This is a genomic window from Devosia marina, assembly GCF_009758415.1.
In the GTDB taxonomy this organism is placed as follows: Bacteria; Pseudomonadota; Alphaproteobacteria; order Rhizobiales; family Devosiaceae; genus Devosia; species Devosia marina.
Map to the genome: position 1 here is coordinate 405910 of NZ_WQRF01000001.1, position 22823 is coordinate 428732.

General features: G+C 61.4%; 23 protein-coding genes and 1 tRNA gene. 9 read left to right on the forward strand and 15 right to left on the reverse strand.

Annotated features, from left to right (window positions below):
* Positions 1-464: 464 nt before the first annotated feature.
* Positions 465-1007, forward strand: coding sequence for a hypothetical protein (locus GO014_RS01845; RefSeq protein ID WP_157288894.1), 543 nt, complete (start codon positions 465-467; stop codon positions 1005-1007).
* Positions 1008-1104: 97 nt separating this feature from the next.
* Entirely contained in the window at positions 1105-3198 is a 2094-nt protein-coding gene (locus GO014_RS01850; protein WP_157288895.1) for a molybdopterin-containing oxidoreductase family protein, read from the forward strand.
* A gap of 9 nt (positions 3199-3207) precedes the next feature.
* On the opposite strand, the gene GO014_RS01855 is transcribed toward GO014_RS01850, so the two are convergent.
* Entirely contained in the window at positions 3208-3975 is a 768-nt protein-coding gene (locus tag GO014_RS01855; protein WP_157288896.1) for a sulfite exporter TauE/SafE family protein, read from the reverse strand.
* Between the two features lie 286 nt (positions 3976-4261).
* Here GO014_RS01855 and GO014_RS01860 point away from each other — a divergent pair, with 286 nt between their 5' ends.
* Positions 4262-4702 (forward strand): glyoxalase superfamily protein, encoded by a 441-nt coding sequence (locus tag GO014_RS01860; RefSeq protein ID WP_157288897.1) that lies wholly within the window; start codon positions 4262-4264, stop codon positions 4700-4702.
* 5 nt (positions 4703-4707) lie between these two features.
* Here the strand turns inward: GO014_RS01860 and GO014_RS01865 are convergent, their stop codons facing one another.
* Positions 4708-5277, reverse strand: a complete 570-nt coding sequence (locus tag GO014_RS01865; protein WP_157288898.1) for a DUF2147 domain-containing protein — start codon at positions 5275-5277, stop codon at positions 4708-4710.
* 210 nt (positions 5278-5487) lie between these two features.
* Between GO014_RS01865 and GO014_RS01870 the strand changes: the two genes are divergently transcribed.
* Positions 5488-5577, forward strand: a tRNA-Ser gene (locus GO014_RS01870).
* 135 nt (positions 5578-5712) lie between these two features.
* Here the strand turns inward: GO014_RS01870 and ehuA are convergent.
* From ehuA to ectA, 9 genes are all read right to left on the reverse strand, one after another.
* Positions 5713-6492, reverse strand: a complete 780-nt coding sequence (gene ehuA / locus GO014_RS01875) for an ectoine/hydroxyectoine ABC transporter ATP-binding protein EhuA (RefSeq protein WP_157288899.1) — start codon at positions 6490-6492, stop codon at positions 5713-5715.
* Positions 6489-7181 carry an ectoine/hydroxyectoine ABC transporter permease subunit EhuD gene (gene ehuD, locus GO014_RS01880; protein WP_116590670.1) on the reverse strand — a complete coding sequence of 231 codons (693 nt, stop codon included), beginning with the start codon at positions 7179-7181 and terminating at the stop codon, positions 6489-6491. The genes ehuA and ehuD overlap by 4 nt, the downstream gene beginning before the upstream one ends.
* Before the next feature lie 4 nt (positions 7182-7185).
* Positions 7186-7857 carry an ectoine/hydroxyectoine ABC transporter permease subunit EhuC gene (gene ehuC / locus GO014_RS01885; protein WP_116590671.1) on the reverse strand — a complete coding sequence of 224 codons (672 nt, stop codon included), beginning with the start codon at positions 7855-7857 and terminating at the stop codon, positions 7186-7188.
* A 103-nt stretch (positions 7858-7960) separates the two neighbouring features.
* A complete protein-coding gene (gene ehuB / locus GO014_RS01890) occupies positions 7961-8827 on the reverse strand; it encodes an ectoine/hydroxyectoine ABC transporter substrate-binding protein EhuB (RefSeq protein ID WP_116590672.1) in 867 nt (288 codons plus the stop codon).
* A 72-nt stretch (positions 8828-8899) separates the two neighbouring features.
* The gene (locus GO014_RS01895; protein WP_116590673.1) at positions 8900-10357 is read right to left on the reverse strand and encodes an aspartate kinase; all 1458 of its coding nucleotides are present in this window, start codon (positions 10355-10357) and stop codon (positions 8900-8902) included.
* A 70-nt stretch (positions 10358-10427) separates the two neighbouring features.
* Positions 10428-11357 carry an ectoine hydroxylase gene (thpD, locus tag GO014_RS01900; protein WP_116590674.1) on the reverse strand — a complete coding sequence of 310 codons (930 nt, stop codon included), beginning with the start codon at positions 11355-11357 and terminating at the stop codon, positions 10428-10430.
* 38 nt (positions 11358-11395) lie between these two features.
* Positions 11396-11788 carry an ectoine synthase gene (locus tag GO014_RS01905; RefSeq protein WP_104894646.1) on the reverse strand — a complete coding sequence of 131 codons (393 nt, stop codon included), beginning with the start codon at positions 11786-11788 and terminating at the stop codon, positions 11396-11398.
* Positions 11789-11801: 13 nt separating this feature from the next.
* On the reverse strand, positions 11802-13091 hold the full coding sequence (ectB, locus tag GO014_RS01910) for a diaminobutyrate--2-oxoglutarate transaminase (protein ID WP_157288900.1): 1290 nt from the start codon (positions 13089-13091) through the stop codon (positions 11802-11804).
* A gap of 55 nt (positions 13092-13146) precedes the next feature.
* Complete coding sequence (gene ectA, locus GO014_RS01915; RefSeq protein WP_246204349.1) at positions 13147-13881, reverse strand: diaminobutyrate acetyltransferase; 735 nt, start codon at positions 13879-13881, stop codon at positions 13147-13149.
* 120 nt (positions 13882-14001) lie between these two features.
* Between ectA and GO014_RS01920 the strand changes: the two genes are divergently transcribed.
* Positions 14002-14505, forward strand: a complete 504-nt coding sequence (locus GO014_RS01920) for a MarR family winged helix-turn-helix transcriptional regulator (RefSeq protein WP_116590678.1) — start codon at positions 14002-14004, stop codon at positions 14503-14505.
* A 3-nt stretch (positions 14506-14508) separates the two neighbouring features.
* On the opposite strand, the gene GO014_RS01925 is transcribed toward GO014_RS01920, so the two are convergent.
* From GO014_RS01925 to GO014_RS01935, 3 genes are all read right to left on the reverse strand, one after another.
* Positions 14509-14901, reverse strand: a complete 393-nt coding sequence (locus GO014_RS01925) for a GFA family protein (RefSeq protein WP_157288901.1) — start codon at positions 14899-14901, stop codon at positions 14509-14511.
* Between the two features lie 173 nt (positions 14902-15074).
* Positions 15075-15560: an SRPBCC family protein gene (locus GO014_RS01930; protein WP_157288902.1), complete on the reverse strand. Its 486-nt coding sequence runs from the start codon at positions 15558-15560 to the stop codon at positions 15075-15077.
* 125 nt (positions 15561-15685) lie between these two features.
* Complete coding sequence (locus GO014_RS01935; RefSeq protein ID WP_157288903.1) at positions 15686-16585, reverse strand: N-acetylmuramic acid 6-phosphate etherase; 900 nt, start codon at positions 16583-16585, stop codon at positions 15686-15688.
* A 251-nt stretch (positions 16586-16836) separates the two neighbouring features.
* Between GO014_RS01935 and GO014_RS01940 the strand changes: the two genes are divergently transcribed.
* The 3 genes from GO014_RS01940 to nagA are packed head-to-tail and all read left to right on the forward strand — an operon-like array spanning position 16837 to position 19786.
* Complete coding sequence (locus GO014_RS01940; RefSeq protein WP_116590682.1) at positions 16837-17601, forward strand: GntR family transcriptional regulator; 765 nt, start codon at positions 16837-16839, stop codon at positions 17599-17601.
* 14 nt (positions 17602-17615) lie between these two features.
* On the forward strand, positions 17616-18626 hold the full coding sequence (locus GO014_RS01945) for an SIS domain-containing protein (protein ID WP_116590683.1): 1011 nt from the start codon (positions 17616-17618) through the stop codon (positions 18624-18626).
* Positions 18623-19786, forward strand: a complete 1164-nt coding sequence (nagA, locus tag GO014_RS01950; RefSeq protein WP_157288904.1) for an N-acetylglucosamine-6-phosphate deacetylase — start codon at positions 18623-18625, stop codon at positions 19784-19786. Before GO014_RS01945 ends, nagA begins: the two co-directional genes overlap by 4 nt.
* 136 nt (positions 19787-19922) lie before the next feature.
* Here the strand turns inward: nagA and GO014_RS01955 are convergent, their stop codons facing one another.
* Positions 19923-20663, reverse strand: coding sequence for an SDR family oxidoreductase (locus tag GO014_RS01955; protein ID WP_157288905.1), 741 nt, complete (start codon positions 20661-20663; stop codon positions 19923-19925).
* 394 nt (positions 20664-21057) lie between these two features.
* Here GO014_RS01955 and GO014_RS01960 point away from each other — a divergent pair, with 394 nt between their 5' ends.
* A complete protein-coding gene (locus GO014_RS01960) occupies positions 21058-22494 on the forward strand; it encodes a hypothetical protein (protein ID WP_157288906.1) in 1437 nt (478 codons plus the stop codon).
* Positions 22495-22823: the final 329 nt, after the last annotated feature.

A 22823-nucleotide genomic window follows, 5' to 3' on the forward strand; every position in this document is an offset into this window, starting at 1 on the left:
TTAAATCGATTGCGAGTTGTCAGGCCCTTTCACGTCTTACTGGCCTGCACATGCCCTCGACGGGGGTTGCATGCGAGGCTGAGACAATTCTGCCACGTTTCGGCATGGAGGTTGATAGACTGGCCTGGTCACAATCCGGCGTGGATTTTTTTGGCGGATCTAGATTTAATCAAGCTATTTCAATGCTCTGGACGCGCAGCGTGAATCGGATTGGCAGGGCGCTGACTCACTTTCTGAAGCTCTTGAATCAATCCCTGAGCCCATCCTGGCCGTCCCGCCTCACTTATGGCGAAATTGTGAATGGCCAAATCACTTCGATTGCGTACCCTTCAAGACAAGGAAATCTGCCGAACTTGCGTCACCGGCCCCGCACCATGGAGACTTCAAGCGTGCCTTTGCGTTGGCAGGAAGTGGCTTTGCCGCTCGTTACGATCACCCTTCTCCTTTTCCTCAAGCACATCCCCATGACTGACCATCTGCCACTGTCCCGGGCGGCCGGCGTGGTGGCGTTTGGCTATGCTGCCTTCCTTGCCTTGCGGCTGTTGCAACCTGAGGAGGCCGTAATGGTCGAGGGCGGCTGGGCCGAGCTGCGCCCTTCCATGGTCGAATATTTCGCCTGCTATGGCGCCGCGGCCTTGGCGGCCATCCTGCTTTTTGCCGTCATCATCATGGGCCATGTCGCCGACCCCACCCAGTTGATCGCCACCTATCTGGCGGTTGTGCTCCTGGCGGCTGGCTCGCTCGGGATCGGCTTTGCCGGGCTCTTCACAAAGACCCGCTGGGATCATCGCCAGGTGACCCATCGCAACGCCATGGGCCGCGAGACCAAGCTCGACTGGGCCGATGTGCGTGCGGTGCGGCCAAACTGGCGCGGTATCACCATCACCGGCACCTCCGGGCACATCACCTTTTCCCAGTTCCACGCCGGGGCGGCCCAATTGGCCAGGCACGCCAGCACCCGCGCCCGCCGCAATTCCGAGACCGCGGCAAAGGCATTCGCGGCCTGACGACATCGTGCCGCAGGGGCGGGCCATCACAGCCCCTGATCCCTCCCATCACCACAATGCGATTGTCGCAGGGCAGGGGGGAGACTAACCTTGTGCCATGAACGCCCCCATTGCCCAGCGCACCATTCGCTCCGTCTGCCCGCATGACTGTCCTTCGGTCTGCGCGCTCGATGTCGATATTCTCGCCGACGGCACCATTGGCCGTGTGCGCGGCGCCAAGGACGATCCCTACACAGCTGGCGTGATCTGCGAAAAGGTTGCCCGCTATGCCGAGCGCATCCATCACCCCGAACGCCTGACCCATCCCCTGCGCCGTGTCGGGCCCAAGGGGGCAGGGCAGTGGCAACGCATCTCCTGGGACGAGGCGCTCGATGAGATCGCTCAGCGCTTCCTTGCGATTGAATCCGAGCATGGTCCGGAGGCCATCTGGCCCTATTTCTATGCCGGCACCATGGGCCATGTGCAGCGCGACGGCATCGAACGGTTGCGCGCATTGCGCGGCTATTCCCATCAATACGACACCATCTGCACGGGTCTCGCCTGGCCCGGCTATATCGCCGGCACGGGCCTGCTGGGCGGGGTCAATCCCGAGCAGATGGCTGAGGCCGATTGCGTTGTCATCTGGGGCACCAATGCCGTGCATACCCAGGTCAACGTGATGACCCATGCCATGAAGGCCCGCAAGACGCGCGGCGCCAAGGTGGTGGTCATCGACATCTATCGCAATGCCACCATGGACCAGGCCGATATGGGGCTGGTCCTCAGGCCCGGCACCGATGGGGCGCTGGCCGTTGCCACCATGCATGTACTGCTGCGCGATGGTCTGGCCAACCGGGACTACATGGACCGGTTCACCGATTTCTCGCCTGAATTCGAAGCCCATCTTGCAACCCGCACGCCGGAATGGGCGGCCGACATCACCGGTCTGTCCGTCGCGGAAATCGAAGGCTTCGCCCATCTCATTGGCCAGACGCCGCGCAGCTTCTTCCGCCTCGGCTTCGGCTTTTCCCGCCAGCGCAACGGCTCAACCGCCATGCATGCGGCGCTCTGCATTCCGGCCATGACCGGCGCCTGGCAACATCGCGGCGGCGGCGCCTTCCACTCAAATTCCGGCACCTGGGCGCTCGACAAGTCACGCCTGACCGGCAAGCACCTGCAGAAGGGCACGCCGCGTCTGCTCGATATGTCCGAGATTGGCCCGATCCTCATCGGCGACGCCAGGGCGTTGCAGGGCGGTGGCCCGGTGCATGCCATGATCGTGCAGAACACCAATCCAGCCACCGTCGCGCCGGAGCAGACCCTGGTGCAGCAAGGATTGCGGCGCGACGACCTGTTCCTCGTGGTCCATGAGCAATTCATGACCGAAACGGCCGAACTGGCCGATATCGTGCTGCCCGCCACCATGTTCCTCGAGCACAATGATTACTACACCCGTGGCGGCCACACCCGCGTGCTCTATGGACCCGCCGTGGTCGATGCGCCGGGCGAGGCGCGCTCCAATCACGAGGTCATCAATGCCATCGCGCAGCGTCTGGGCAGCGATGATCCGATCTTCCGCACCAGCGACCGCGATGTGGTGGCCGATACTTTTGCGCGCTCCAACTACCCGGCGCTCGAAGAGGTGGAGAAGACCGGCTACATCGATCGCGGCCGTCCGGATGATGACGCTCGCTTCGCCAATGGCTTTGCCTGGCCCGATGGCCGTTTCCGCTTCGCGCCCAATTGGCAGGCCGTTTCGGATATCAAGGGCTATCGCTGGGTCTGCGACCCCGCGATTCTGCCGCGCTTTGCTGACCATTGGGCCATCACCGAGGCCACCGACGCCGAGCACCCGTTCAAGCTGGCCACCAGCCCGGCGCGCGCCTTCCTCAACTCCTCCTTCAACCAGACCCCGGGCAGCCTCAGGCGTGAGGGCGAGCCGAGCGTCTTCATTCACCCCGACGACGCTGCCCGCCTTGGCATTGCGAATGGTGCGCCCGTTGTGGTCGGCAATCATCGCGGTTCGGTGCAGTTGACCGCGCGCCTGTTTGACGGGCTGCGCACCGGCGTGCTGATCGCCGAAGGCCTGCATCGCAACAAGGCCCATCGCGGTGGGCAGGGCATTAACATGCTCACCAGCGCCGAACCGGCCCCGCCCTTTGGCGGTGCGCCGTTCCACGACGCGGCGGTGTGGATCCGGCTTGCGAGTTAGGCCGCCCTGTCAGGCGAAATACGCCGCCCAGAAAAAATACCCCGTCATCCCGATGCCATAGACGATCACGCCCATGCGGATCCACAGCGTCGGAATGTACTGCGCCAGCCGCGCCGCCGCATAGCCGCCGATGGTCACGCCCACCAGGGCGATCGAGCCGTGATACCAGTCGATGCTGGCATTGAACGCAAAGCGCGCCACAGCCACCAGCGCCACAATGGTGGAGATATAGAGCTTCAGCCCGTTCATGGCGTGGATGTCGGTCATCCCGGCCATGGCGAGAAACGCCAGCAGCAGAATACCCAGGCCCGCATTGAAGAACCCGCCATAGACACAGACTGCGGCGAGCAGCGATAGGATCAGCACGGCTCCGAGCGCCTTCATGCCGCGCCGCTCGCCGCTACGGGCCCTCAGCGTCGTATTGATCTGGTTGCCGAACACGAACAGCGTCACGGCAAACGCCATCAGCCAGGGTACGACCAGCGAAAACTGTTCATCCGACACCACCAGGAGCAGTTCGGCACCAACATAGCCGAACAGCGCCGAGATGATGCCATAGAGCACCAGCCGGTCCTTGTAACCCGCCATGGAGCTCCAATAGCCGATTGCGCCGCTGACATAGCCCGGCAGGGCCGCATAGGTATTGGAGGCATTGGCCAGCACGGGTGGCACGCCGGAAAACAGCAGCGCCGGAAAGACGATGAACGAGCCGCCACCGGCGAGCGAATTCAGCGCTCCACCCAAAAGGCCCGCAACAAACAGCAAGAGCTCGGTCATCATTCCCCCAATTGTGCGACGGACCTTCCTAGCGCCCAATCCCGCCGGCGCCCAACGCAATTGTCTGATCGCCCCATCACCGCAGGTGATCGGCCCGCGCTTGACTTGGCGCCGTCCAGGGCGCATTCACTCCACCGGTTGCTGGCGCCTGCCGCTCGCGGATCGCAAGATCCATGGTGAAGTCCGGCTCAATGACGATGATCCCTTCGGTTGTTTCTCCCAAGGCGCATCATGGCAATGCGGGCTCCCATGTGAATTGTCGCCTCCCATCCGGAGAGCCCGAAACATGTCGTTTTCCCTCGACACCCCGTCCGCCCAAACCCTCAAATCCGAGGCCAAGGCCCTGCGCGAAGCCCGTGCCCAATCCGGCCACCCCATAACCCATAGCGCCGCCCTCGAAGAGACAGCGCGCGCCCATGGCTATCGCGACTGGAATACCGCCCGCGCGGCGCTGCCCGAGCGTGTCGCCGTGCCCTTCCAGGTCGGGATGCGCGTCAAGGGCTTCTATCTCGAACAGCCCTTCAAGGGCCTGCTGATCGGCGTGCAGCTTGCCCACACTATGCAAGCCTTTACGGTTACCATTCAGTTCGATGAGCCGGTCAATGTCACGCCGGACTTCATGTTCGCCGCCTATCGGCAGCGTGTGGTCTCGACCGTGGATCTGCGCGGCATCTCGCCGGCCCTGCGCGGCAATGGCCAGCCACAGATGCGATTAATGCACGAGTAGCGCACCTACTGCGCCGGGGCGGCGGCTTCTGCCGCCTCGGTCCCTGCTTCCGCTGCGGCGCGCGCTTCCAGCTCTTCTGCTGGGACCCGCGTCCAGTCTTCGCCCCGGCAGACCACGTTGAACAGTACGCAACCATTGAGCCGCACCACGTCCGGCCCGGTCATCTCGAGATAGCCCGTATAGGTCTTGCCGTCCTCGGGATTGTAGATTTCCCCGTCATAGATATAGGGCTGCTGGCCCTGCCACAGCGTGAGGATCTGCAGCCCCAGCATGGGCCGATCCCGCAAGGCGGGATCTTCATTGCGATAATCGAAGAAGTCCTCGGGCGCCATCGCCGCGGCGGCTTCGGCCTCTGCCCCGCTCAACAGGCCCTCGGGGACCACAATGCGCGACAGGTGCCCGCAAAAACCTTCCGGGCAGGCCATGATGGTGATTTCGGATTTGAGCGCCGTGCGCCAGACACCCTCGATTGGCGCCGGCGCTTGCGCCAGTGCGCTCATAGTCCCGGCAAACAGGCTCGACACCATCACAACCAGAAGCGCCAGGAAATGCCCGGATCTGTGCCAACTTGCCATCTGCTCTCCGCCTCTTGCCTTTGTCCGGTCGTCCAATCGATCCGGAACCTGCCGCCGCCACACCGCCGATTTAAGCCATGAATGCGCGCGCATACCAACCAAATTGCGGCGCTGGAGTTCCCCGTCCGTCCACAGGCAGCAAGTCCTTGTGGCGCCCCGCACAAAAACCACTTGCCATCCAGGGGTGGGACCGCTAGACCCGACCCCGCCGGAGAGGTGGCCGAGTGGTCGAAGGCACACCCCTGCTAAGGGTGCAGATGGGCAACTGTCTCGAGGGTTCGAATCCCTTCCTCTCCGCCATTTTCCTCGTCGCCAAACTCCCGAATTCATCACCTGTCTGCTTCCGCGCGGTCGCACCTCTCCGCCGGACATAAAAAAAGCCGCTCAGGGCTGAGCGGCCTTTCGAATCGCGGGGATGTGCGGCAACTCGCGCCCTTAATTATCCAGCACGGCCTGCAGGAACTCGCGGGTGCGCTCTTCATTGGGGTCGGTGAACAGGTCTTCGGGGGCACCTTCCTCGCGGATGCGGCCCTGGTCGAAGAAACAGACGCGGTCCGAAACTTCGCGGGCAAAGCGCATTTCGTGGGTCACCAGCAGCATGGTGAGGTCGTGTTCCTCGGCCAGCTTGCCGATCACGTTGAGCACTTCGCCCACCAGTTCCGGGTCGAGCGCGGAGGTCGGCTCGTCGAACAATAGGATATTGGGACGCATTGCCAACGCCCGGGCGATGCCGACGCGCTGCTGCTGGCCACCGGAGAGCTGGTGCGGGTATTTCTGCGCCTGGTCGGCGAGGCCAACCAGTTCAAGCAGTTCCTCGCCGCGCTGCTTTGCCTCCTGCTTGGACAGGCCCAGCACCTGGACCGGCGCTTCGGTGATATTGCGCAGCACCGTCATGTGCGGGAACAGGTTGAACTGCTGGAACACCATGCCGAGCTGCGTCCGCATCTTGCGCAGATGCGTTTCGCTGGCCGGGGCGAGGGACCCGTCGGGGCCCTTTTCGTGCCAGAGTGGCTCGCCGCCCACGGTCACCACGCCGCCATTGATGTCTTCAAGCGTCATCAGGATGCGCAGCACGGTCGATTTGCCCGATCCGGACGGCCCGATGATCGAGACCTTTTCGCCCTTCTTGACCTCGAAATCGAGCTCGTTGAGCACGGTCAGGTCGCCGAAGCGCTTTACGACCTTGTCGAATTTGATGATCGGTTCGTCACTCATTTCAAGGGAATCCCCTGCTTGGGCAGCCAGTTGTCGAGCAGGCGAACGCCGGCCGAGGCCACCAGTGTCATGATAAGGTAGAGCGCGCCGACCAGCGAGAGTGGTACCAGATAGTTGAATGTCCGATCGCCGATGATGCGGGCGACGTTGAGCATTTCGAGGACTGTCACCACCGAGAGTAGCGGCACGTCCTTCATGATCGACACCAGATAGTTGCCCATGGCCGGGACAATGCGCGGGATCGCTTGGGGCAGGATGATGTGGCTGAAGGTGCGGCCGCCTGAAAGGTTGAGGGCGCGCGCCGCCTCGTGCTGGCCCTTGGCCACAGCCTCGATACCGGCGCGATAGACCTCCGAGGTATAGGCGGAATATTGCAGGCCAAGGGCCAGCGCCCCGGTCATGAAGGCGGGCAGCGTTATGCCGAATTCGGGCAGCACGTAATAAAGAAAGAACAACTGGATCAAAAGCGGCGTGTCACGCAGAAACTCGGTGACCACGGCGGCGGGCCAGGAAATGATCTTGAGCGGTGCGGCTTTGAGCGCTGCCCACACGAGCCCTACGACAAGCGCGATGAAGAAGCCCAGCACGGTGGCCTGGATGGTCACCCACATGCCGATCAGCAGGATGGGCAATATCGAAACGGCAAACGCCCAGCCCGAGGAGGTATCCCATGCAATTCCAAAAAGCATTGTTCTACCTCGCTCCGGCGCGCCAGCGGCCGACAAACCGCTCGAGCAGTTTCATCATGGCGGTCAAGACCAGCGCCAGCCCGAAATACATCAGCAGCGCCAGTGTGTAGATCGTCGTCGAGTCCTGGGTGAAATTGCGCAATTGCTCGGCGCGAAAGGCCAGGTCGGACAAGGAAATGAGCGAAACCAGTGCGGTATCCTTGAGATTCTGAATGGCCAGATTGCCGAAAGGCGGCATCATTTCGGGGATGGCCTGGGGCAGCGCCACCCGCCATAGTGCCTGTCGTGGCGTGAAGTTGAGCGCCCTGGCAGCCTCGTACTGCTCCTTGGAGACGGACTGGATGGCCCCACGCACCACTTCGGCACCATAGGCACCGATATTGAGCGACAGTGCCAGGACCCCGGCGGCCACAGGGGGCAGGCGCAGGTCGATGCCAATGGCCTGACCAGCGACCGGCAGTGCGAAGTACAACCAGAACAGCTGCACCAGAAGCGAGGTGCCACGGAATATCTCGATATAGCCTATCGAAATCGCCTTGATGAGCGGGTTGTGGGCGAGCTTGCCGATGCCTGCGGCGAACGCAAGGATCGCTCCGAACACCGTTGAATAGATCGTCAGCTCGATGGTCACCCAAGCCCCTAGCATCAGGGGGTTGAGATATTGGGTCCAATCCATGAAGGTGTTCTCAACCTAGCTTTTTGGCGGTGAAGCTTAACCAATTTGCCGGCGGGCGCCAATTGAGCGGCGCCCGCCGGCAGATCAGATCAATGAGCGGAGCTTATTCAGCGCAAAGCTCTGCAGTGCTCATGTCGAAAGAGCGCGAGGTGTCGGCGTCGGTAAAGCCATAACCGGACACGGTCTCGAGCCAGTCGTCGGTCTGCTTGTATTCGGCCAGTACTTCGTTGACCGCGTCGCGCAGCTCTTCATTGCCCTGGGCAAACACGAACCCGCCCCAGGAGCGCTGTTCGGTCCCATTGATCACGGGATCGCTGAAGCCTTCGGCAACTTCCACGGAGTCGCTCTGGCCAGCCAGTTCGCTAGCGGTCAGGCCGGTCGCGGCATAGGCGTCGGCGCGACCGGTCGAGACCGTAGAGATCGCGTCGGCGTTGGACGAGATGGTTACGAGCTGACCTTCCGAAACGCCGAGAGCTTGCATCATGTCGAGCTGGTTCGCGCCGGCCATGATGGCGACCTTCAGATCGGAATTGTCGGCAAAGTCAGCATAGCCGCTCAGCTCTTTGGGATTGCCGGCGGGCACCAGGAGACCTTCACCGTAGGACGTGTTGGGCTCCGAATAGATGACCGTGGCGCAACGGGTCGGGATGATGGCCATTTCGGCGGCAACCATGTCGAACCGGTCGGCCTGCAGGCCGGGAATGAGCGAGGAAAAGTCGGTGGTGATCCACTCGATATCGGTTACGCCGAGTTCCTCGGCAATGTGCTTGGCCACGTCTGGTCCGGCACCCATGGCTTCGCCAGAGACGGGATCGATATAGCCATAGGGAATCTCATTGGCGACCGCGATGCGGATCGAACCCGATTCCTGGATTTCCGCCAGCGATGCGGCGCTGACTGCGGTGGAGGCAAGTGCCGAAGCGGCGATGGCGGACAGCGCCATGACTGCGGTTTTTCCGAATTTGGTCATGTGTGTTCTCCTCATTTCTTCTTCTTCGGGCGGTTGAAACCGGCTGCTGCCCATCCCTGCAGCCGGCATGGATCAGGCTGCCGCGTGCAATTTGTGTTGCGGGGCGGCGGCCCAGTCTTCGATCAGGCCCTTGTGCAGGGCCGCGATTGTGGCTTCAAACTGGTCGGGCTCGACGATGACCTGCAGGTCGACCTTGCGTAGCAGGTCGTGCACGCCCAGCGGCTCGATCCCGGCATCTGACAGGGCGCGAATGGCCTGGGTCAGCACCTTCGGCGATCCCAGGTCGCGGCCGATGGCCGAGACCAGCGCGATCTTGCGCAAGGAGATATCGGCTGTCGGGAAGGCGTTGGACAGATCGGTCTCGACCCGCTTGATCGCCTTCATCGAACCCTTGAGATAATGGGTGATGGTGTTGGCGTTGGAGGTCTTGGCGATAATCCAGACCTTGTGCCGCTTCAGCGCCTCGAGGATTTCGGCGTCATAGCCCTTCACTCCGACCATGTCCTGGTCGTAAAACTCGAAGGCATAGACATTTTTCAATCCGGTCACGATCTCGACCTGGGGTGACTGCGCATCAAGGTCAGAACGGATCACCGTACCGGGATGTTCCGGCTCGAAAGCATTTTTCACACGCAGCGGTATGCCGGCGCGCCGCAGTCCCTTGGCCGCGCGAGGATGAATTGCTTCCATACCCATATTGGAGAGCTGGTCGGCCACGTCGTAATTGGTTTCACCAATCACGCGCACTGCATCCTGAGACACCAGCCGCGGGTCGGCGCTCGAAAGGTGGAATTCCTTATGAATGATCGCCTCGCGCGCCTTGGTCACGACCGTCAGTCGCGACAAGGTCACCTCCGAATAGCCCCGGTCATAGGTGCCCATCAGCGCTTCGCTGCATTGGGCATAGCCTGTGACGATCGGCAGCTCGGTGGCGAGATCCACATCGGCCAGCGCCCGCTCGATGGCTTCATCGAGCGTGTACTGGCCCTCGTCGCGCCAGCCGGTGAGGTCGATCATCCGGGCGCGGACGCCGTTGAGGTTGAGCAGCAGCGCGGTGTTGAACGCGGAATGGGCTTCGCCCAGCGAGGCCAGCATTTCGCGTACGGTGAGCAGATGCTGCTGCAGCTGAAAATGCCCGAACGAGCACAGCCGCTGCAGATCGATCAGGCAGGATCGCACGCCTTCCACCCGCTCCCGGGCAAAGCGGTTGGCCGATTGGCGGGCGCCTTCGTCGGCGAAGATGCGCTCATTATGGGCAAACATCTTGTCGGCCACGGCGCTGAGGGCATCGCCCCAGCCCCAGCCGCTCTCGGCGCTGGAAAACAGCGCATAGACGCCGGGCTTTCCCGACTTCTTGTGTTCAAGCAGCTCGTCGGTCATCCCGGCATAGGCCGAGACCACAAAGATGCGCTGGTAGAGATCAGCACCCTTGCGGTTACCAATCAGCACGGTGTCGAGCAATTCCTCGGTGCGGGACATCGAGGTGCCGCCGATCTTCTCAACGGTATGGCGCGGGCTTTCGGTGGTCATGTAGTCTCCAGCCGCTCCCTTTTCGGGAGCGGAGCCATTTGATTGGTCGTTGGCGATAGAAATACCGGCCTTAGCTGATCTTGCCGGTCTCGATGCTGATCGGACCCTTGGGGTCACGCGAGCTTAGGAAGGCAGGGCGGGGTGCCTTGGCAGCGAAGGGCTGCACCACCCGGTTGGACCAGGCGTTATAGACGAAGAAGGCATTTGAGCGCGGGAAGGGCGTGATATTGCCGTTCGAGCCATGCATGGTGTTGCAGTCGAACAGCACCACGGTCCCGGCCTTGCCCGAGGCATAGTCAATGCCGTGTTCCTTGGCCATCTTCGTCAGCGCGTCATGCGAGGGCACACCGATTTCCTGCTTCTTGAGCGAGGTCTTGTGGTTGTCCTCGGGGGTCTCGCCGGCACAGGCTATGAAGTTCTTGTGCGTGCCCGGCATCAGCATCAACGGACCGTTTAGCGCGTCATTGTCCGTGAGCAGGATCGAGGCCGAAATGGCGCGCATGCGCGGCATGCCGTCCTCGGCGTGCCAGGTCTCGAAATCGGAGTGCCAGTAGAACTCCTTGCCCGTAAAGCCCGGCTTGTAGTTCAGGCGCGACTGGTGGAGATAGACCTCGTCATCGAGCAGGAAGCTGACGGCGCCGGCAATGCGGCGGTCGCTGGCGAGGCGCGCAAAGAGCGCGTTCTCTTCATCCAGCCGGAAGACGGTGCGCACCTCGTTCGAGCCGGGCTCGGTGATCACATTGTCTTCGGCGATCTTCGCCTCGCCCGAACGCATATGGGCGGATTCCTTCTGCAGCGCAGCAACTTCGGCCGGCGAAAAGACATCCTTGAGGACCAGATAGCCGTTCTTCTCAAAGCTCTCGGTCTGCGCACGCGTCAGTGGCGCTTCCGGGGTCCAGTTGCCCCAGACGACGGGGTCTTTGCGCTCCTGCCACTTTTCGGCCGGCAGGCGCGTGGGATAGTCATCATGATTGGCGGTGTCGAAAGCTGACTGGGTCATGGTTCTCGCCTTTCAGTTGGAGTTTTCGGGGAAGACGTTCAGGCGTCTTCTGGAGCCGGGGCGTAGGAGCCGTCCTCGCGGTGCACTTCATTGCCGGTGACCGGTGGGTTGAAGCAGCACGCCATCACCATCTCGCTCTTGGCGGTCAGGCGATGCTTGTCGTTGAGGTTGAGCGCATACATCACTCCGGGGCGGATCTGGTGCACCACGCCGGTATCGAGTTCCTCGATCGAGCCTTCACCCGAGATGCAATAGACGCTCTCGAAATGGTGCTTGTAGTGGAACACGTGGCTGGTGCCTTCGTGAATGCGGGTGATGTGGAACGAAAAGCCCATCTCGTCGCCGGCCAGCAGCAGGCGCGTGCTGTCCCAGCCATTGGAGTTGACGAGGCGGTCGCCCAGGCGGGCGGATTCAAGATCGCGTACAATCATCGCTGGCTTGTCCTTATTCGGCCGCCGCGCGGTGAGACCCCAGGACCGCGTCGAAGGCGGTCTCCATGACGTCGATGCCGGCGGTAAGCTGGTCGAGGGAAATGGTGAGCGGGCAGAGCACCTTGACCACTTCGTCAAAGCTGCCCGAGGTTTCGATGATCAGGCCCTTGGCAAAGCAGGCCTTGCAGATCGCAGCGGCGTTTTCGCCCGAACCGGTGTCGATACCGACCATCATGCCGCGGCCCTTCGTTGTCAGGCCATGCTCGTCGGCAATGGCGGCCAGGCGCTCGCCAAGATAACGGGCCTTTTCCTTCACTTCCGAGATGAACCTGTCGTCAGACCAGAACTTCTCAAGCGCCGCAGCGGCCGTCACGAAGGCATGGTTGTTGCCCCGGAAGGTGCCGTTGTGTTCGGCCGGCTTCCAGATGTCGTGCTCCGGCTTGATCAGCGTCATGGCCAGCGGCAGGCCCATGCCCGAAAGCGACTTGGCCATGGTGATGATGTCGGGCGAAAGGCCCATGCCGTCAAACGAGAAGAACCCGCCCGTGCGGCCGCAACCGGCCTGAATGTCGTCGATGATGAACAGGGCACCGTGCTTGCGGGCAATCGTCTGGATCTGGCGCAGCCATTCGGGGGAGGCGGCATTGAGCCCGCCTTCACCTTGAACGGTCTCGACGATGATCGCCGCCGGCGCGTCGATGCCGCTGGACGGATCGCTCAATTCGCGCTCGAGCAGGTCGGCCGTGTTGATGTCGGGACCATGATAGCCGTCATAGGCGGCCCGGGTAACGCCGGAGAGCGGCGTCGCTGCGCCACCGCGATGCTTGCCATTGCCAGTTGCGGCCAGCGCGCCCAGGGTCACGCCATGAAAGCCATTGGTGAAGGCGATGGCATTGGTGCGGCCGGTGACCTTGCGAGCCAGCTTCATTGCCGCTTCCACCGCATTGGCGCCGGTCGGACCGGTAAACTGAAGCTGATGGGTCATACCGCGCGGGCGCAACACCAGCCGCTCGAAGGTCGATAGAAAGTGCTCCTTGGCGTCAGTGAACATGTCCAGGCCATGCGCGATGCCGTCGTTGGAGATGTACTCGATCAGCGCCGATTTCAGGTCCGGGTCGTTATGCCCATAATTGAGCGTCGAGCAGCCGGCGAGAAAATCGGTATAGGCCTTGCCATTGGTGTCGAAGATGGTCGAGCCAAGGGCACGGTCGAACACCTTGGGGAAGCTGCGCGAATAGGACCGCACGCGGCTTTCGACGCGCTCAAAGGTATTGATAGGCGTGATGGTTGCTGTCGTGGCCATGGGGAACGTCTCCTGGACGTGGATAGTCAAAGGGCTAGGTCTGAAAGTCGTGCGATCAGGCGCTCGTAAGCGCCGTCACCTTCTCGGGGCTGAACGGACCGATGCTGACGGCGTATTCGCTGTCGTGCAGTCCGTCGAAATGGGCGTCTTTTTCGAACAGCTCGACCTGGCGCATCTGCGCGTCGAGCCTGCGGGCGATCGCTGTGAACAGGCCCCAGCTCGCCTCGTTGTCATGGGTGATGGTGCATTGCAGCGTAGTCACCGCGCGGCAGGCCGGGCGGGCCAGCACGTCGCCGATCAGGCGGCGGCCAAGACCCTGGCCGCGGGCGGCGTCGTTGACGCAGACCTGCCAGACGAAATAGGTGTCGGGATGCTCAGGGGGGACGTAGCCCGAGAGCCAGCCCACCACCTTGCCGTCCTGCTCCGCAATGGCGCAGGTGGCGGCAAAATGGGTGGTCTGCAACAGGTTGCAATAAAGCGAATTGTCATCGAGCGCGCTGGTGGCACCGATGAGCTTCCACACCTTTGAACCATCGGTACTGATGGGGGTGCGAATGCTCGCTTGCGGGGCACTTGCGGTTTGCCGGTGCAGGGCACTGGCATCGAACAGCGCTGAGTTGCCGTAAATCATGGTGGCGAAAGTTAGCTTGTTAAAACTAAATTTCAACCCAGGCGGTGCGACAAAATCTGACGCCTGCGTCATGCTGGTGTCAGAAACCCGTGATCTACCGTATGAAATCAAGGGGTTGCGCGGAACGCAGTGTGCCAAATTATTTTCTGTATGCGCCATTTTTGCTTAGTCGTATAAAAACAGGTTAGATATAGCTAAGGAATGGTGAACCCTTGTGAAGGCGCTTGGGTTCCCTGAATTCTGACGATAATATGGTGAGGAAGACTCTGGAGTAGGCTATTGGAAGATCGGACCAAATTGGCCCTGACTGCGATGCGCAAAATTCTGCGCGCGACCGAGTCGAACTCCAAACAGTTGATGCGCGAAACCGGGCTGACACCGTCCCAGCTGATCTTCATGCAGATATTGGATGGTGAGCAGGAAAAGACCGCCGGGCATGTGGCGAGCCGCATGGGCATCACCCAGGCTACCACCACGGCGCTGCTGCAAAAGCTCGAAACAACCGGCATGATCCAGCGCCGGCGCGGCGAGAAGGATCGCCGGCAGGTGCTGCTGTCGCTGACTGACAAGGGTCAGAAAGTGCTGGCGATCGCGCCCGACGGCGTGCACGCGCAGTTTCACCAGCAGTTTTCCGATCTCAAGGAGTGGGAACAGATCATGCTGATCGCGGCGCTCGAACGCGTCGCGGACATGCTCGGTGGCGACCACCCCGATGCGGCAGCAGTAATCGACCATGTCGCCGAACTGGCCGGTGAAGTGCCACTCGAACCTGAGCAGCCCTGAACCTCAGGCTGCGCTTCGTCCTGATCCTTCCCGGTCTCTCAAATAGGTCCGTACGCCGTCAAAGGGCGGAAGCCATGCTTCCCGGCGGATCGTCCAGAGTTCGTATGTCGGGCGGAACTGATCGATCGCGTCCAGGGCACCTAGATGGATCTCGATTTCATCGCCGCTCTTGGAAAACACCGAAGAACCGCAGCGGGGGCAGAAATGTCGGCCCCGATATGAGCTCGTCCCTCCGGTCTTGGATACCGCAGCTTCGGCAAATATGGCGGAGGCATGAAACAAGGCCCCATGATGCTTACGGCAATCCAGGCAGTGGCAGAGCCCTACGCGATAGGGTGCGCCCGTCGCCTCGAACCGCACGGCGCCACAGAGGCATCCTCCAGTCGTCCGGTCCATGATTGGTCACCTTTCACGCACGGGTCGGGGCGGTCGCCTAGTGTACCGGTCTTTGTGGAACCTGATCGTGCCGACCCCGTTTAACCACTACTGGAACGCGATTGAAACATATCGAAGACCGGTAAAAGACCCCGAGGGTGCCACCACCTCCGGGGTTTTTTGTTGTGCGGCGCTCAGAGGGACTTCGCTACTTCTTCGAGTTGCGCGGCGCATAAACCCCACCCCTCATGGAACCCCATCTTCTCATGCGCCTCGCGGTCCTCGACGCTCCAATGGCGCGCGGTCGCCGTGTAGCGCGTCTTGCCGCCTTCGGCCTCGAAGGTCAGCACGCAGGTAAAAAAGGGCTTCTCTGATGGTTGCCAGTCGCCGATATAGGCATCGGTAAATACCAGCTTACGGTTCGGGATGATTTCGAGATATTGACCCGGACTGGGATATTCGGTCCCGTTCTCGTCGGCCATTACCACCAGATTGGTGCCGCCGGGGCGCAGATCGACGCTGGCGCGCGGTGTGGACCAGGGTTTGGGCGCGAACCAGCGTGTCATCAGGTCCGGTTCGGTCCAGCAGCGATAAACCGCTTCTGGGGAGGCATCGATCAGGCGCGTCAGCACCAGATCGCGATTGCTGTCGGGGTCGGGATCATTGGCTGGAGTGGTCATTGCATGTCACCTTTGAGATGATGGTTCACAAAGGCGACGAGAGAGCCAACGGCACATCGACATTTGCTGCGGCTTTTTTTGGCGCGGCGAACCAGGATTTTCAACCGCATCGGCAGCCATCCTTCTTACTGGCAGCCCATATCCGCCAGAATAGGCCGCAACTGACCCTGATTCTGTCTCAGCAGGGCCTCTGCTTCGGCAGGGCCGCTGGCGCCGCTGGCAATGAGAATGGCCGGCTTGACCGCGCCGGCACTGGCCGCCAGCGCTGATTGGGCTTTGGCCTCGTCCACCCCGGCAATCGCCGCGACGATTCCGCAGGCGCGCTTACGCAGCTTTTCATTGTCCGCCACCACATTGACCATATAGCCGTCATGCACATGGCCGAGCCGAATGGCCATCAAGGTCGAGAGCATGTTGAGCGCGATCTTCTGCGCAGTGCCTGCGCCCATGCGCGTGGATCCGGCAATGACTTCGGCCGGGGTGGACAAACAGATCGCCGCATCAACCAGTTCGAACAGGGGTGCACCGGCATTGTTGGCAATGCCGATCGTGCTGGCGCCAGCCGCGCGGGCGACTTCAATTGCGGCAAGCGGGTAGGGGGTCTGTCCGCTTGCTGTCACGGCAATCAGGCAATCATTTGCATTTAGTGCCAGGGCCTCGGCGGCCTCTCTGGCGGCCGGGGCATCGTCTTCAGGGCCGCCGCGCATGTCGCGCAAGGCGTCCATGCCACCGGCTAGCAACACCACGATCCGATCAAGCGATATGCCGTAGGTGCCCGGCAATTCCAGCGCATCGGCAAGGGCCATCAGGCCCGAACTGCCGGCGGCGGCATAAACCAGTCGTCCGCCATTGCCCAGCGCACGCGCCGCCAAATTGGCGCCGCGCGCAATTTCGGGAACAGCGGCTTCGACACACTGGGCCGCTTCCGCCTGGCCCTTCGCCAGCAAGGACAGGATTTCCGTGTCACTCTGCAGCTCCAGACCAATGGCCTTTGCGTGCCGGGCTTCGGTTCGCCTGTCTGTCATCCGCTGCTCCTGTCTGGCTCTAATGCCAAAAAAATACCACTTATCACGATCACTACGCCAAGGGATAAAGCGCCGGGCTCAAAAGCACAATATCCACAGCGGGATGGGCATGTTGGCGTAAGTTTGCCAAATGGGCTTGGTAAATGGTATTTTATTGGTATTATATGTGCAGCGCCATCCTGGCGCATCAGTCTTGCCGGTCTTGCTGAATGGCCGGCCAAGGAGGTCGCTTGACTGAACAGTCCGGCACGATGTTTGGCGAAGGTCCGGTCGTTCTGCCGATCGGCGGGCCGCTCTATCTGCAGCTCAAACGCTGGATAGAAGATGCCATAAAGCGCGGACATATCAACCCCGGTGATGCCTTGCCGTCCGAACGGGACCTGGCGCAGCGCGCCGACGTGTCCCGGGTTACCGTGCGCAAGGCGGTGCAGCAACTGGTGCATGAAGGGGTTCTGGTTCAGCGTCACGGCTCGGGCACTTTCGTTGCGCCCGAAACCCAGCGCGTCGAACAATCCCTCTCCCAGCTTACGTCCTTCACCGAGGATATGGCGCGGCGCGGCATGGCGGTGCGGGCCGAATGGCTCGAGCGCGGACTTTATGTGCCCTCTCCGGAGGAAACCATAATTCTGGGCCTCGGTGCGGGCGATCGCGTGGCGCGCATTGCGCGTCTTCGGCTGACCGGGGAGACCCCCCTGGCCATCGAGCGCGCCAGTCTCTCCATGGCTGTATTGCCCGATCCGATGAGCATTGCGGATTCGCTCTACAAGCACCTTGAAAAGACCAATATGCGGCCGGTTCGCGCCATTCAGCGCATTCGCGCTTCCAATATCGCGGAAGAGGATGCCCATTTGCTGCAGGTGCCGGTCGGCTCGGCTGGCCTGCATATCGAGCGCATTTCCTATCTCGGCACTGGCCGCGTCGTCGAATTCACCCGCTCCATCTACCGGGGCGACACCTATGATTTCGTCGCCGAGCTCCGGCTTGGAGACACCAGCAATGGAGCACTCGGATCGTGACCACTCAGACCTTTATGCGACAGGAAATCGATCAGATCCCGCAGGTGGTGGCCGGTTTCCTCGATGCCTCTGCCCTAACCTTGGACGCTGCTGCTACGCGCCTGCGTGACCTTGATCCGGCCTTGCTGGTGACCGTGGCACGCGGCTCCTCGGACCATGCTGCCACCTACCTCAAATATGCCTTTGAATTGACGTTGGGCCTCCCCGTCGCTTCAGTCGGACCCTCGGTCGCCTCGATCTATGGCAAGGATTTGCGCCTCGACCGGGCCGCGGCCATCGCCATCTCCCAGTCGGGCAAGAGCCCGGACATTGTCGGCATGGCCCAGTCGGCTAAGCGCAATGGCGCCACCACCATCGCCATCACCAACACGGCCGGTTCGCCCCTAGCCGAAGCCAGCGACTTCACCATCGACCTGCATGCTGGCCTCGAAAAAAGCGTCGCCGCCACTAAGACCTTCGTGACCTCGGTGGTCGCCGGTCTCGCCTTGCTGGCGCGCTGGAGCGGGGATGCCGATCTCGCCCGTGCCGTGGCCGCCTTGCCTGAAAGCCTGTCGCGTGCCGTGGCCTGCGACTGGTCGGAAATGGTGGGCGCGCTGGATGGCCACAGCGCTCTTTATGTTCTTGGACGCGGCCCCGGCTTCGCCATCGCCAATGAGGCGGCCCTCAAATTCAAGGAAACCTGCAACATTCAGGCCGAATCCTACAGTGCTGCCGAAGTCATGCATGGCCCCGTGGCCATTGTGACGCCGGGCTATCCGGTGCTCGGTCTGGCCGCGCGCGATGCCGCCGAAACATCGGTCGCCGAAATGGCGCACAAGCTGGCCGGGCAGGGCGCCAAGGCATTTCTGACCAGCGACCTGCCGGGGGCCGCCAAGCCGCTCCCATTCGCCGCCACTGGCCATTCCATCACCGACCCGCTGGCGCTGATTGTCTCCTTCTATGGCTTCGTCGAAGCGCTGTCGCGCCATCGCGGCCTCAATCCCGACGTGCCGCCGGCGCTCAAGAAGGTGACAGAGACGGTATGAGTGATCTGTCTGCAATCTCGGGCGCCCGCATTTTTGACGGCGAGAACTGGTTCGACGACGCGGCGCTGCTGATCGAATTCGGCTATGTCACCGGCATCGTCGCCAAGGCCGATATCCCCGATCATGCCGAGCGCGTGGTGCTCGATGGCGGCATGATTGTGCCCGGCTTTGTCGACCTGCAGGTCAATGGCGGGGGCGGGGTGCTGTTCAACAATGCCCCGACACTCGATTCCATCCGTACCATCTGCAACGCCCACGCACAGTTCGGCACCACCGCCCTGCTGCCCACACTGATTACCGATACGGCCGAGATAAACATCCAGGCCATCGCCGCCGGTGTAGCAGCGGCGGACCACCGCGTGCCCGGCTTCATCGGTTTGCATCTGGAAGGGCCGCATCTGGCACTTGCGCGCAAGGGAACGCATGATCCATCCCTGATCCGCCCGATGGATGAGACGGACCTTGAGCGTCTCTGCGCGGCCGCCGAGGCTCTGCCAAACCTGCTCTGCACCGTAGCCGCCGAAACTGTGCCCCCGGCGCAGATCGCCCGGCTCGCGGCGTCAGGTGCCGTTGTCAGCATTGGTCATTCCGACGCTGGCTACGATCAGACCATGGCGGCCTTCGAGGCCGGGGCAAGCATGGCCACCCATCTGTTCAATGCCATGAGCCAACTCGGCAATCGCGAGCCCGGCGTTGTTGGCGCGGTTCTGGACAGCAAGGCAGTGCATGCCGGCCTGATTGCCGACGGCATTCACGTGCATGCCGCCTCGATGGGTGCGGCACTGCGCGCCAAGCAGGGACCGGGTCACATCTTCCTGGTCACCGATTCCATGTCGCAGACCGGAACCGACCTCAAGACCATTGAACTCAACGGCCGCACCATTACCCGTGCCGATGGCGCGCTGCGCCTCGCCGACGGTACGCTGGCCGGCGCCGACCTGGACATGATCGACGCGGTCAATTTCATGATCGACCGGGTCGGCCTGGTTCCGGAAGAAGCATTCCGCATGGCGGCGCTCTATCCTGCCCGCGCCATCGGCGCCGACGACCGCCTGGGCCATCTGCGCCCATCGGCCGAAGCCAGCTTCGTGCATCTTTCTACTGACCGACATGTGCGATCGACCTGGATCGGGGGCGAAAAGGTCTGGAGTTTGAACTAGAACCAACGCCACGCGCTCAGGCTGAGGCGAAAATGGCGATCTCCGAGACCCGGCGCGCAGCGTACTCCAGCACGTGAGCACCGGAAGCGGAGGAGATTGGCATTTGCAGAACAGCATCAGCGCGTGGCGGCCGATTCTAGCCTCGCCCGATATAGGGCATGGTGGTCGCCATCACGGTCATGAACTGCACATTGGCCGAAAGCGGCAGGTCCGCCATATAGCGCACCGCGTCGATCACATGGGCCACATCAAATGTCGGCTCCGGCGCCATCGTGCCATTGGCCTGGAGCGACCCGGCGCTCATATTGCTCGTCATGTCCGTCGCCGCATTGCCGATATCGATCTGCCCGCAGGCTATATTATAGGGCCGGCCATCGAGCGAGATGGATTTGGTCAGTCCGGTGATGGCGTGCTTGCTGGTAGTGTAGGATGCTGCATGCGGTCGAGGCACATAGGCCGAGATCGATCCATTGTTGATAATGCGTCCGCCCTGTGGGCTCTGATCGCGCATCATCCGGAACGCACCCTGCGCAATATAGAATGCGCCATTGAGATTGGTATCGATCATCTCGCGCCAGGTGGCTACCTCCAGATCGCCGAAATTGGCAGCCGGCGCAAACCGCCCCGCATTGTTGAACACCAGATCGAGCCGTCCCCGACGCGCAGCAATGCCCGCGAACAGCTCTTCAACAGACTGCGGCTGAGTGACGTCGCAGACATGGCCGTCAAAACCGTTCTCTGCGCTATGGGCTTTCACCAGTTCCGCCCGCCGACCGCAAATCACTACCCGCCAACCGTCCTGGGCCAAGCCACGCGCTACCCCCAAACCGATTCCCGAGGTTCCCCCCGTCACCAGCGCTACTTTTCCCTCAGCCATACAGGTCTCCTTATATCTTCCACGACTCTGCCACAGATCGGGCAGGTCGCCACATTCTTCCTGCGACGCGGCCATCCATGCCTTCTGCACGGGCGCAAAGTGGCAGGAACCTTACAATTTTAACGCTTTGTTCAACTCGCTTAACACTCCGTTTCCAGCTGTGTGCTGAATCTGCAACAACTGCTGTGCAACCACATTGTGACGACCCCAAAACCGGCTTGCCGCGATTGCGTCAGCTTTTTGCATGCGTACAGTGGGTCTTGCGAATCCATGCATGGGATCGTTTGTCGGTCGCAACGCGACGGCAACACACAGCACCACGAATTGTGTGGTCGCGTTTCGACAAACCGCTGGGTAACCGGCACCAAAAATGACTGACTTTGGAGGTCAATTAATGAAACTCAAGAGCCTTATCCTCGGTTCTGTTGCTGCCGCTGGTCTTTCGACCGCTGGCTTCGCTGCCGATCTGGGTGTCCTCACCTCGCTCGACGTCTGTGACTCGCTCGGCATCTCCGGCCTGACCATCTCGTCGGCTGACAACTGCCTGCAGATCACCGGCGGCGTGAAGTACGAATTCAACTGGGGCGACTTCAACGGCAGCTTCAATGGTATGGGCGTCAACGCCGCTGCCGGCACCCGCAATGTCATGGATAACAACAACGTTGTTGTTGGTGGCACGACTTATGACAACGACTGGGACAGCAAGGTTGAGTCCTGGGTCAAGTTCGCCGGTACCGCTTCGTCTGATTTTGGTCCTGCCTCGGCAGTGATCAAGCTGAAGAACGAGTGGAAGACCACCGTCGTTAATGAAGGTTACGGCACGACCGGTGTTGCTGGTTCGGGTCTGACTGCTGGTAACGGCACAGTTGTTATCGATGAGGCCTATGTCTCGATCGGCGACACCACCACCATCATGGCTGGTAAGAAGGGTTCGATCGCTAACTTCGGCGACGACGAGCCGTTCAACTTCCTCGGCCTGTTCAACTCGGACGCCGTCGACAAGGGCGTAATGTTCGCCAAGGATCTGCCGTACGACGGTGGCCATGTCATCCAGGTCGTGTCCGACCTCGGTAATGGTGTTGTCGTCAAGGCTGGTCTTGAGAACCTCGACAGCAACGCGACTGCTGCCTTCGGTGCTGCAGTTCCGACCAACGCCGCCACCACAGCAGGCTGGTATGATGCTGTTGCGGCCGCTCAGAATGCCGGTACTGTTATCGGTGTTCTGGAATATGCTGGCGACGGCATCACCGCTCATGTTACCGGTATGGCTGGCGGCATCCTCGACGGCGTCGTTGAGAACTGGGCTGTCCACGCTGGCGTGACCGGCACCTTCGACATGTTCAAGGTCCGTGCTGCTGGTGCATACAGCGCCAACAACATGAACGACACCTACTGGAATGTCCTGGGTTCGGCTGAGGCTTCCTTCGACATGTTCAAGATCGCTCTGTCGGGCGAAGCAACCGGCGGCCAGAACAACGGTACTGCCGTTGCCACGCAGACCGGTGTTGGTGGCTCCATCGGTGCTACGGTCACTGAAGGCGTCAGCATCAACCTCGGCGGTCGCTGGTTCGACGAAGACACTGGCACCAACAACACTGAAGGTTACCAGGTCGCTGCCCAGCTCGTGGCTGCCGTCTCTGAAACCATCAAGATCACCGGTGAAGTTGGCGTCTATGGCACCAACAAGGCTGTTGCTCAGCAGACCGACTTCTACGGCGCTGCTGAACTCGCTTGGGCTCCGGGTGGTGGTTTCACCTCCTCGGTCAAGGGCGAAGCTCACCAGAACGGTGCCTACAAGGTTACCTTCAAGGCTGCCAAGGAATTCAAGTAATCCCTGGATTACTGCTGAATTTGGAAAGGCCCGGCTCTGCCGGGCCTTTCTTTCTTCGAGCCGTGCCAAAGGCAAATTCGCTCCGGTGGAGCGAATTTAGGTGACTTCGCAGACGGTTCGCGCAGCGAGTGCGCGGCTCCGGTGGAGCCGGGCAAGTCCAGAAGGCCATGAGAGCTATGCTCGAATGGCGCCGGAGCACGGTTCGCCCAGTGCTCTGATTGCTCCGGGAATATTGTGAGCGCTGTTTGACTTGCAGGTCACAGCAGACTCAAATGGGCGAAGCCCACACCTCTCCCAAGATCCATTCTGCCCCTTTTCTCTTTGTCCCC

Excerpts from the sequence above, each read along its gene's own strand:
- GO014_RS01925 (WP_157288901.1), bottom strand. The coding sequence starts at position 14,901 with ATGGACCGGACGACTGGAGGATGCCTCTGTGGCGCCGTGCGGTTCGAG.
- nagA (WP_157288904.1), top strand. The coding sequence starts at position 18,623 with ATGAGTGATCTGTCTGCAATCTCGGGCGCCCGCATTTTTGACGGCGAG.
- GO014_RS01860 (WP_157288897.1), top strand. The coding sequence starts at position 4,262 with ATGTCGTTTTCCCTCGACACCCCGTCCGCCCAAACCCTCAAATCCGAG.
- GO014_RS01960 (WP_157288906.1), top strand. The coding sequence starts at position 21,058 with ATGAAACTCAAGAGCCTTATCCTCGGTTCTGTTGCTGCCGCTGGTCTT.
- GO014_RS01845 (WP_157288894.1), top strand. The coding sequence starts at position 465 with ATGACTGACCATCTGCCACTGTCCCGGGCGGCCGGCGTGGTGGCGTTT.
- GO014_RS01945 (WP_116590683.1), top strand. The coding sequence starts at position 17,616 with ATGCGACAGGAAATCGATCAGATCCCGCAGGTGGTGGCCGGTTTCCTC.
- thpD (WP_116590674.1), bottom strand. The coding sequence starts at position 11,357 with ATGACCCAGTCAGCTTTCGACACCGCCAATCATGATGACTATCCCACG.
- GO014_RS01940 (WP_116590682.1), top strand. The coding sequence starts at position 16,837 with ATGTTTGGCGAAGGTCCGGTCGTTCTGCCGATCGGCGGGCCGCTCTAT.
- GO014_RS01850 (WP_157288895.1), top strand. The coding sequence starts at position 1,105 with ATGAACGCCCCCATTGCCCAGCGCACCATTCGCTCCGTCTGCCCGCAT.
- GO014_RS01895 (WP_116590673.1), bottom strand. The coding sequence starts at position 10,357 with ATGACCACCGAAAGCCCGCGCCATACCGTTGAGAAGATCGGCGGCACC.
- GO014_RS01955 (WP_157288905.1), bottom strand. The coding sequence starts at position 20,663 with ATGGCTGAGGGAAAAGTAGCGCTGGTGACGGGGGGAACCTCGGGAATC.
- GO014_RS01930 (WP_157288902.1), bottom strand. The coding sequence starts at position 15,560 with ATGACCACTCCAGCCAATGATCCCGACCCCGACAGCAATCGCGATCTG.
- ehuD (WP_116590670.1), bottom strand. The coding sequence starts at position 7,181 with ATGCTTTTTGGAATTGCATGGGATACCTCCTCGGGCTGGGCGTTTGCC.
- ehuC (WP_116590671.1), bottom strand. The coding sequence starts at position 7,857 with ATGGATTGGACCCAATATCTCAACCCCCTGATGCTAGGGGCTTGGGTG.
- GO014_RS01865 (WP_157288898.1), bottom strand. The coding sequence starts at position 5,277 with ATGGCAAGTTGGCACAGATCCGGGCATTTCCTGGCGCTTCTGGTTGTG.
- GO014_RS01905 (WP_104894646.1), bottom strand. The coding sequence starts at position 11,788 with ATGATTGTACGCGATCTTGAATCCGCCCGCCTGGGCGACCGCCTCGTC.
- GO014_RS01935 (WP_157288903.1), bottom strand. The coding sequence starts at position 16,585 with ATGACAGACAGGCGAACCGAAGCCCGGCACGCAAAGGCCATTGGTCTG.
- GO014_RS01855 (WP_157288896.1), bottom strand. The coding sequence starts at position 3,975 with ATGACCGAGCTCTTGCTGTTTGTTGCGGGCCTTTTGGGTGGAGCGCTG.
- ectB (WP_157288900.1), bottom strand. The coding sequence starts at position 13,091 with ATGGCCACGACAGCAACCATCACGCCTATCAATACCTTTGAGCGCGTC.
- ectA (WP_246204349.1), bottom strand. The coding sequence starts at position 13,881 with ATGGCGCATACAGAAAATAATTTGGCACACTGCGTTCCGCGCAACCCC.
- ehuB (WP_116590672.1), bottom strand. The coding sequence starts at position 8,827 with ATGACCAAATTCGGAAAAACCGCAGTCATGGCGCTGTCCGCCATCGCC.
- ehuA (WP_157288899.1), bottom strand. The coding sequence starts at position 6,492 with ATGAGTGACGAACCGATCATCAAATTCGACAAGGTCGTAAAGCGCTTC.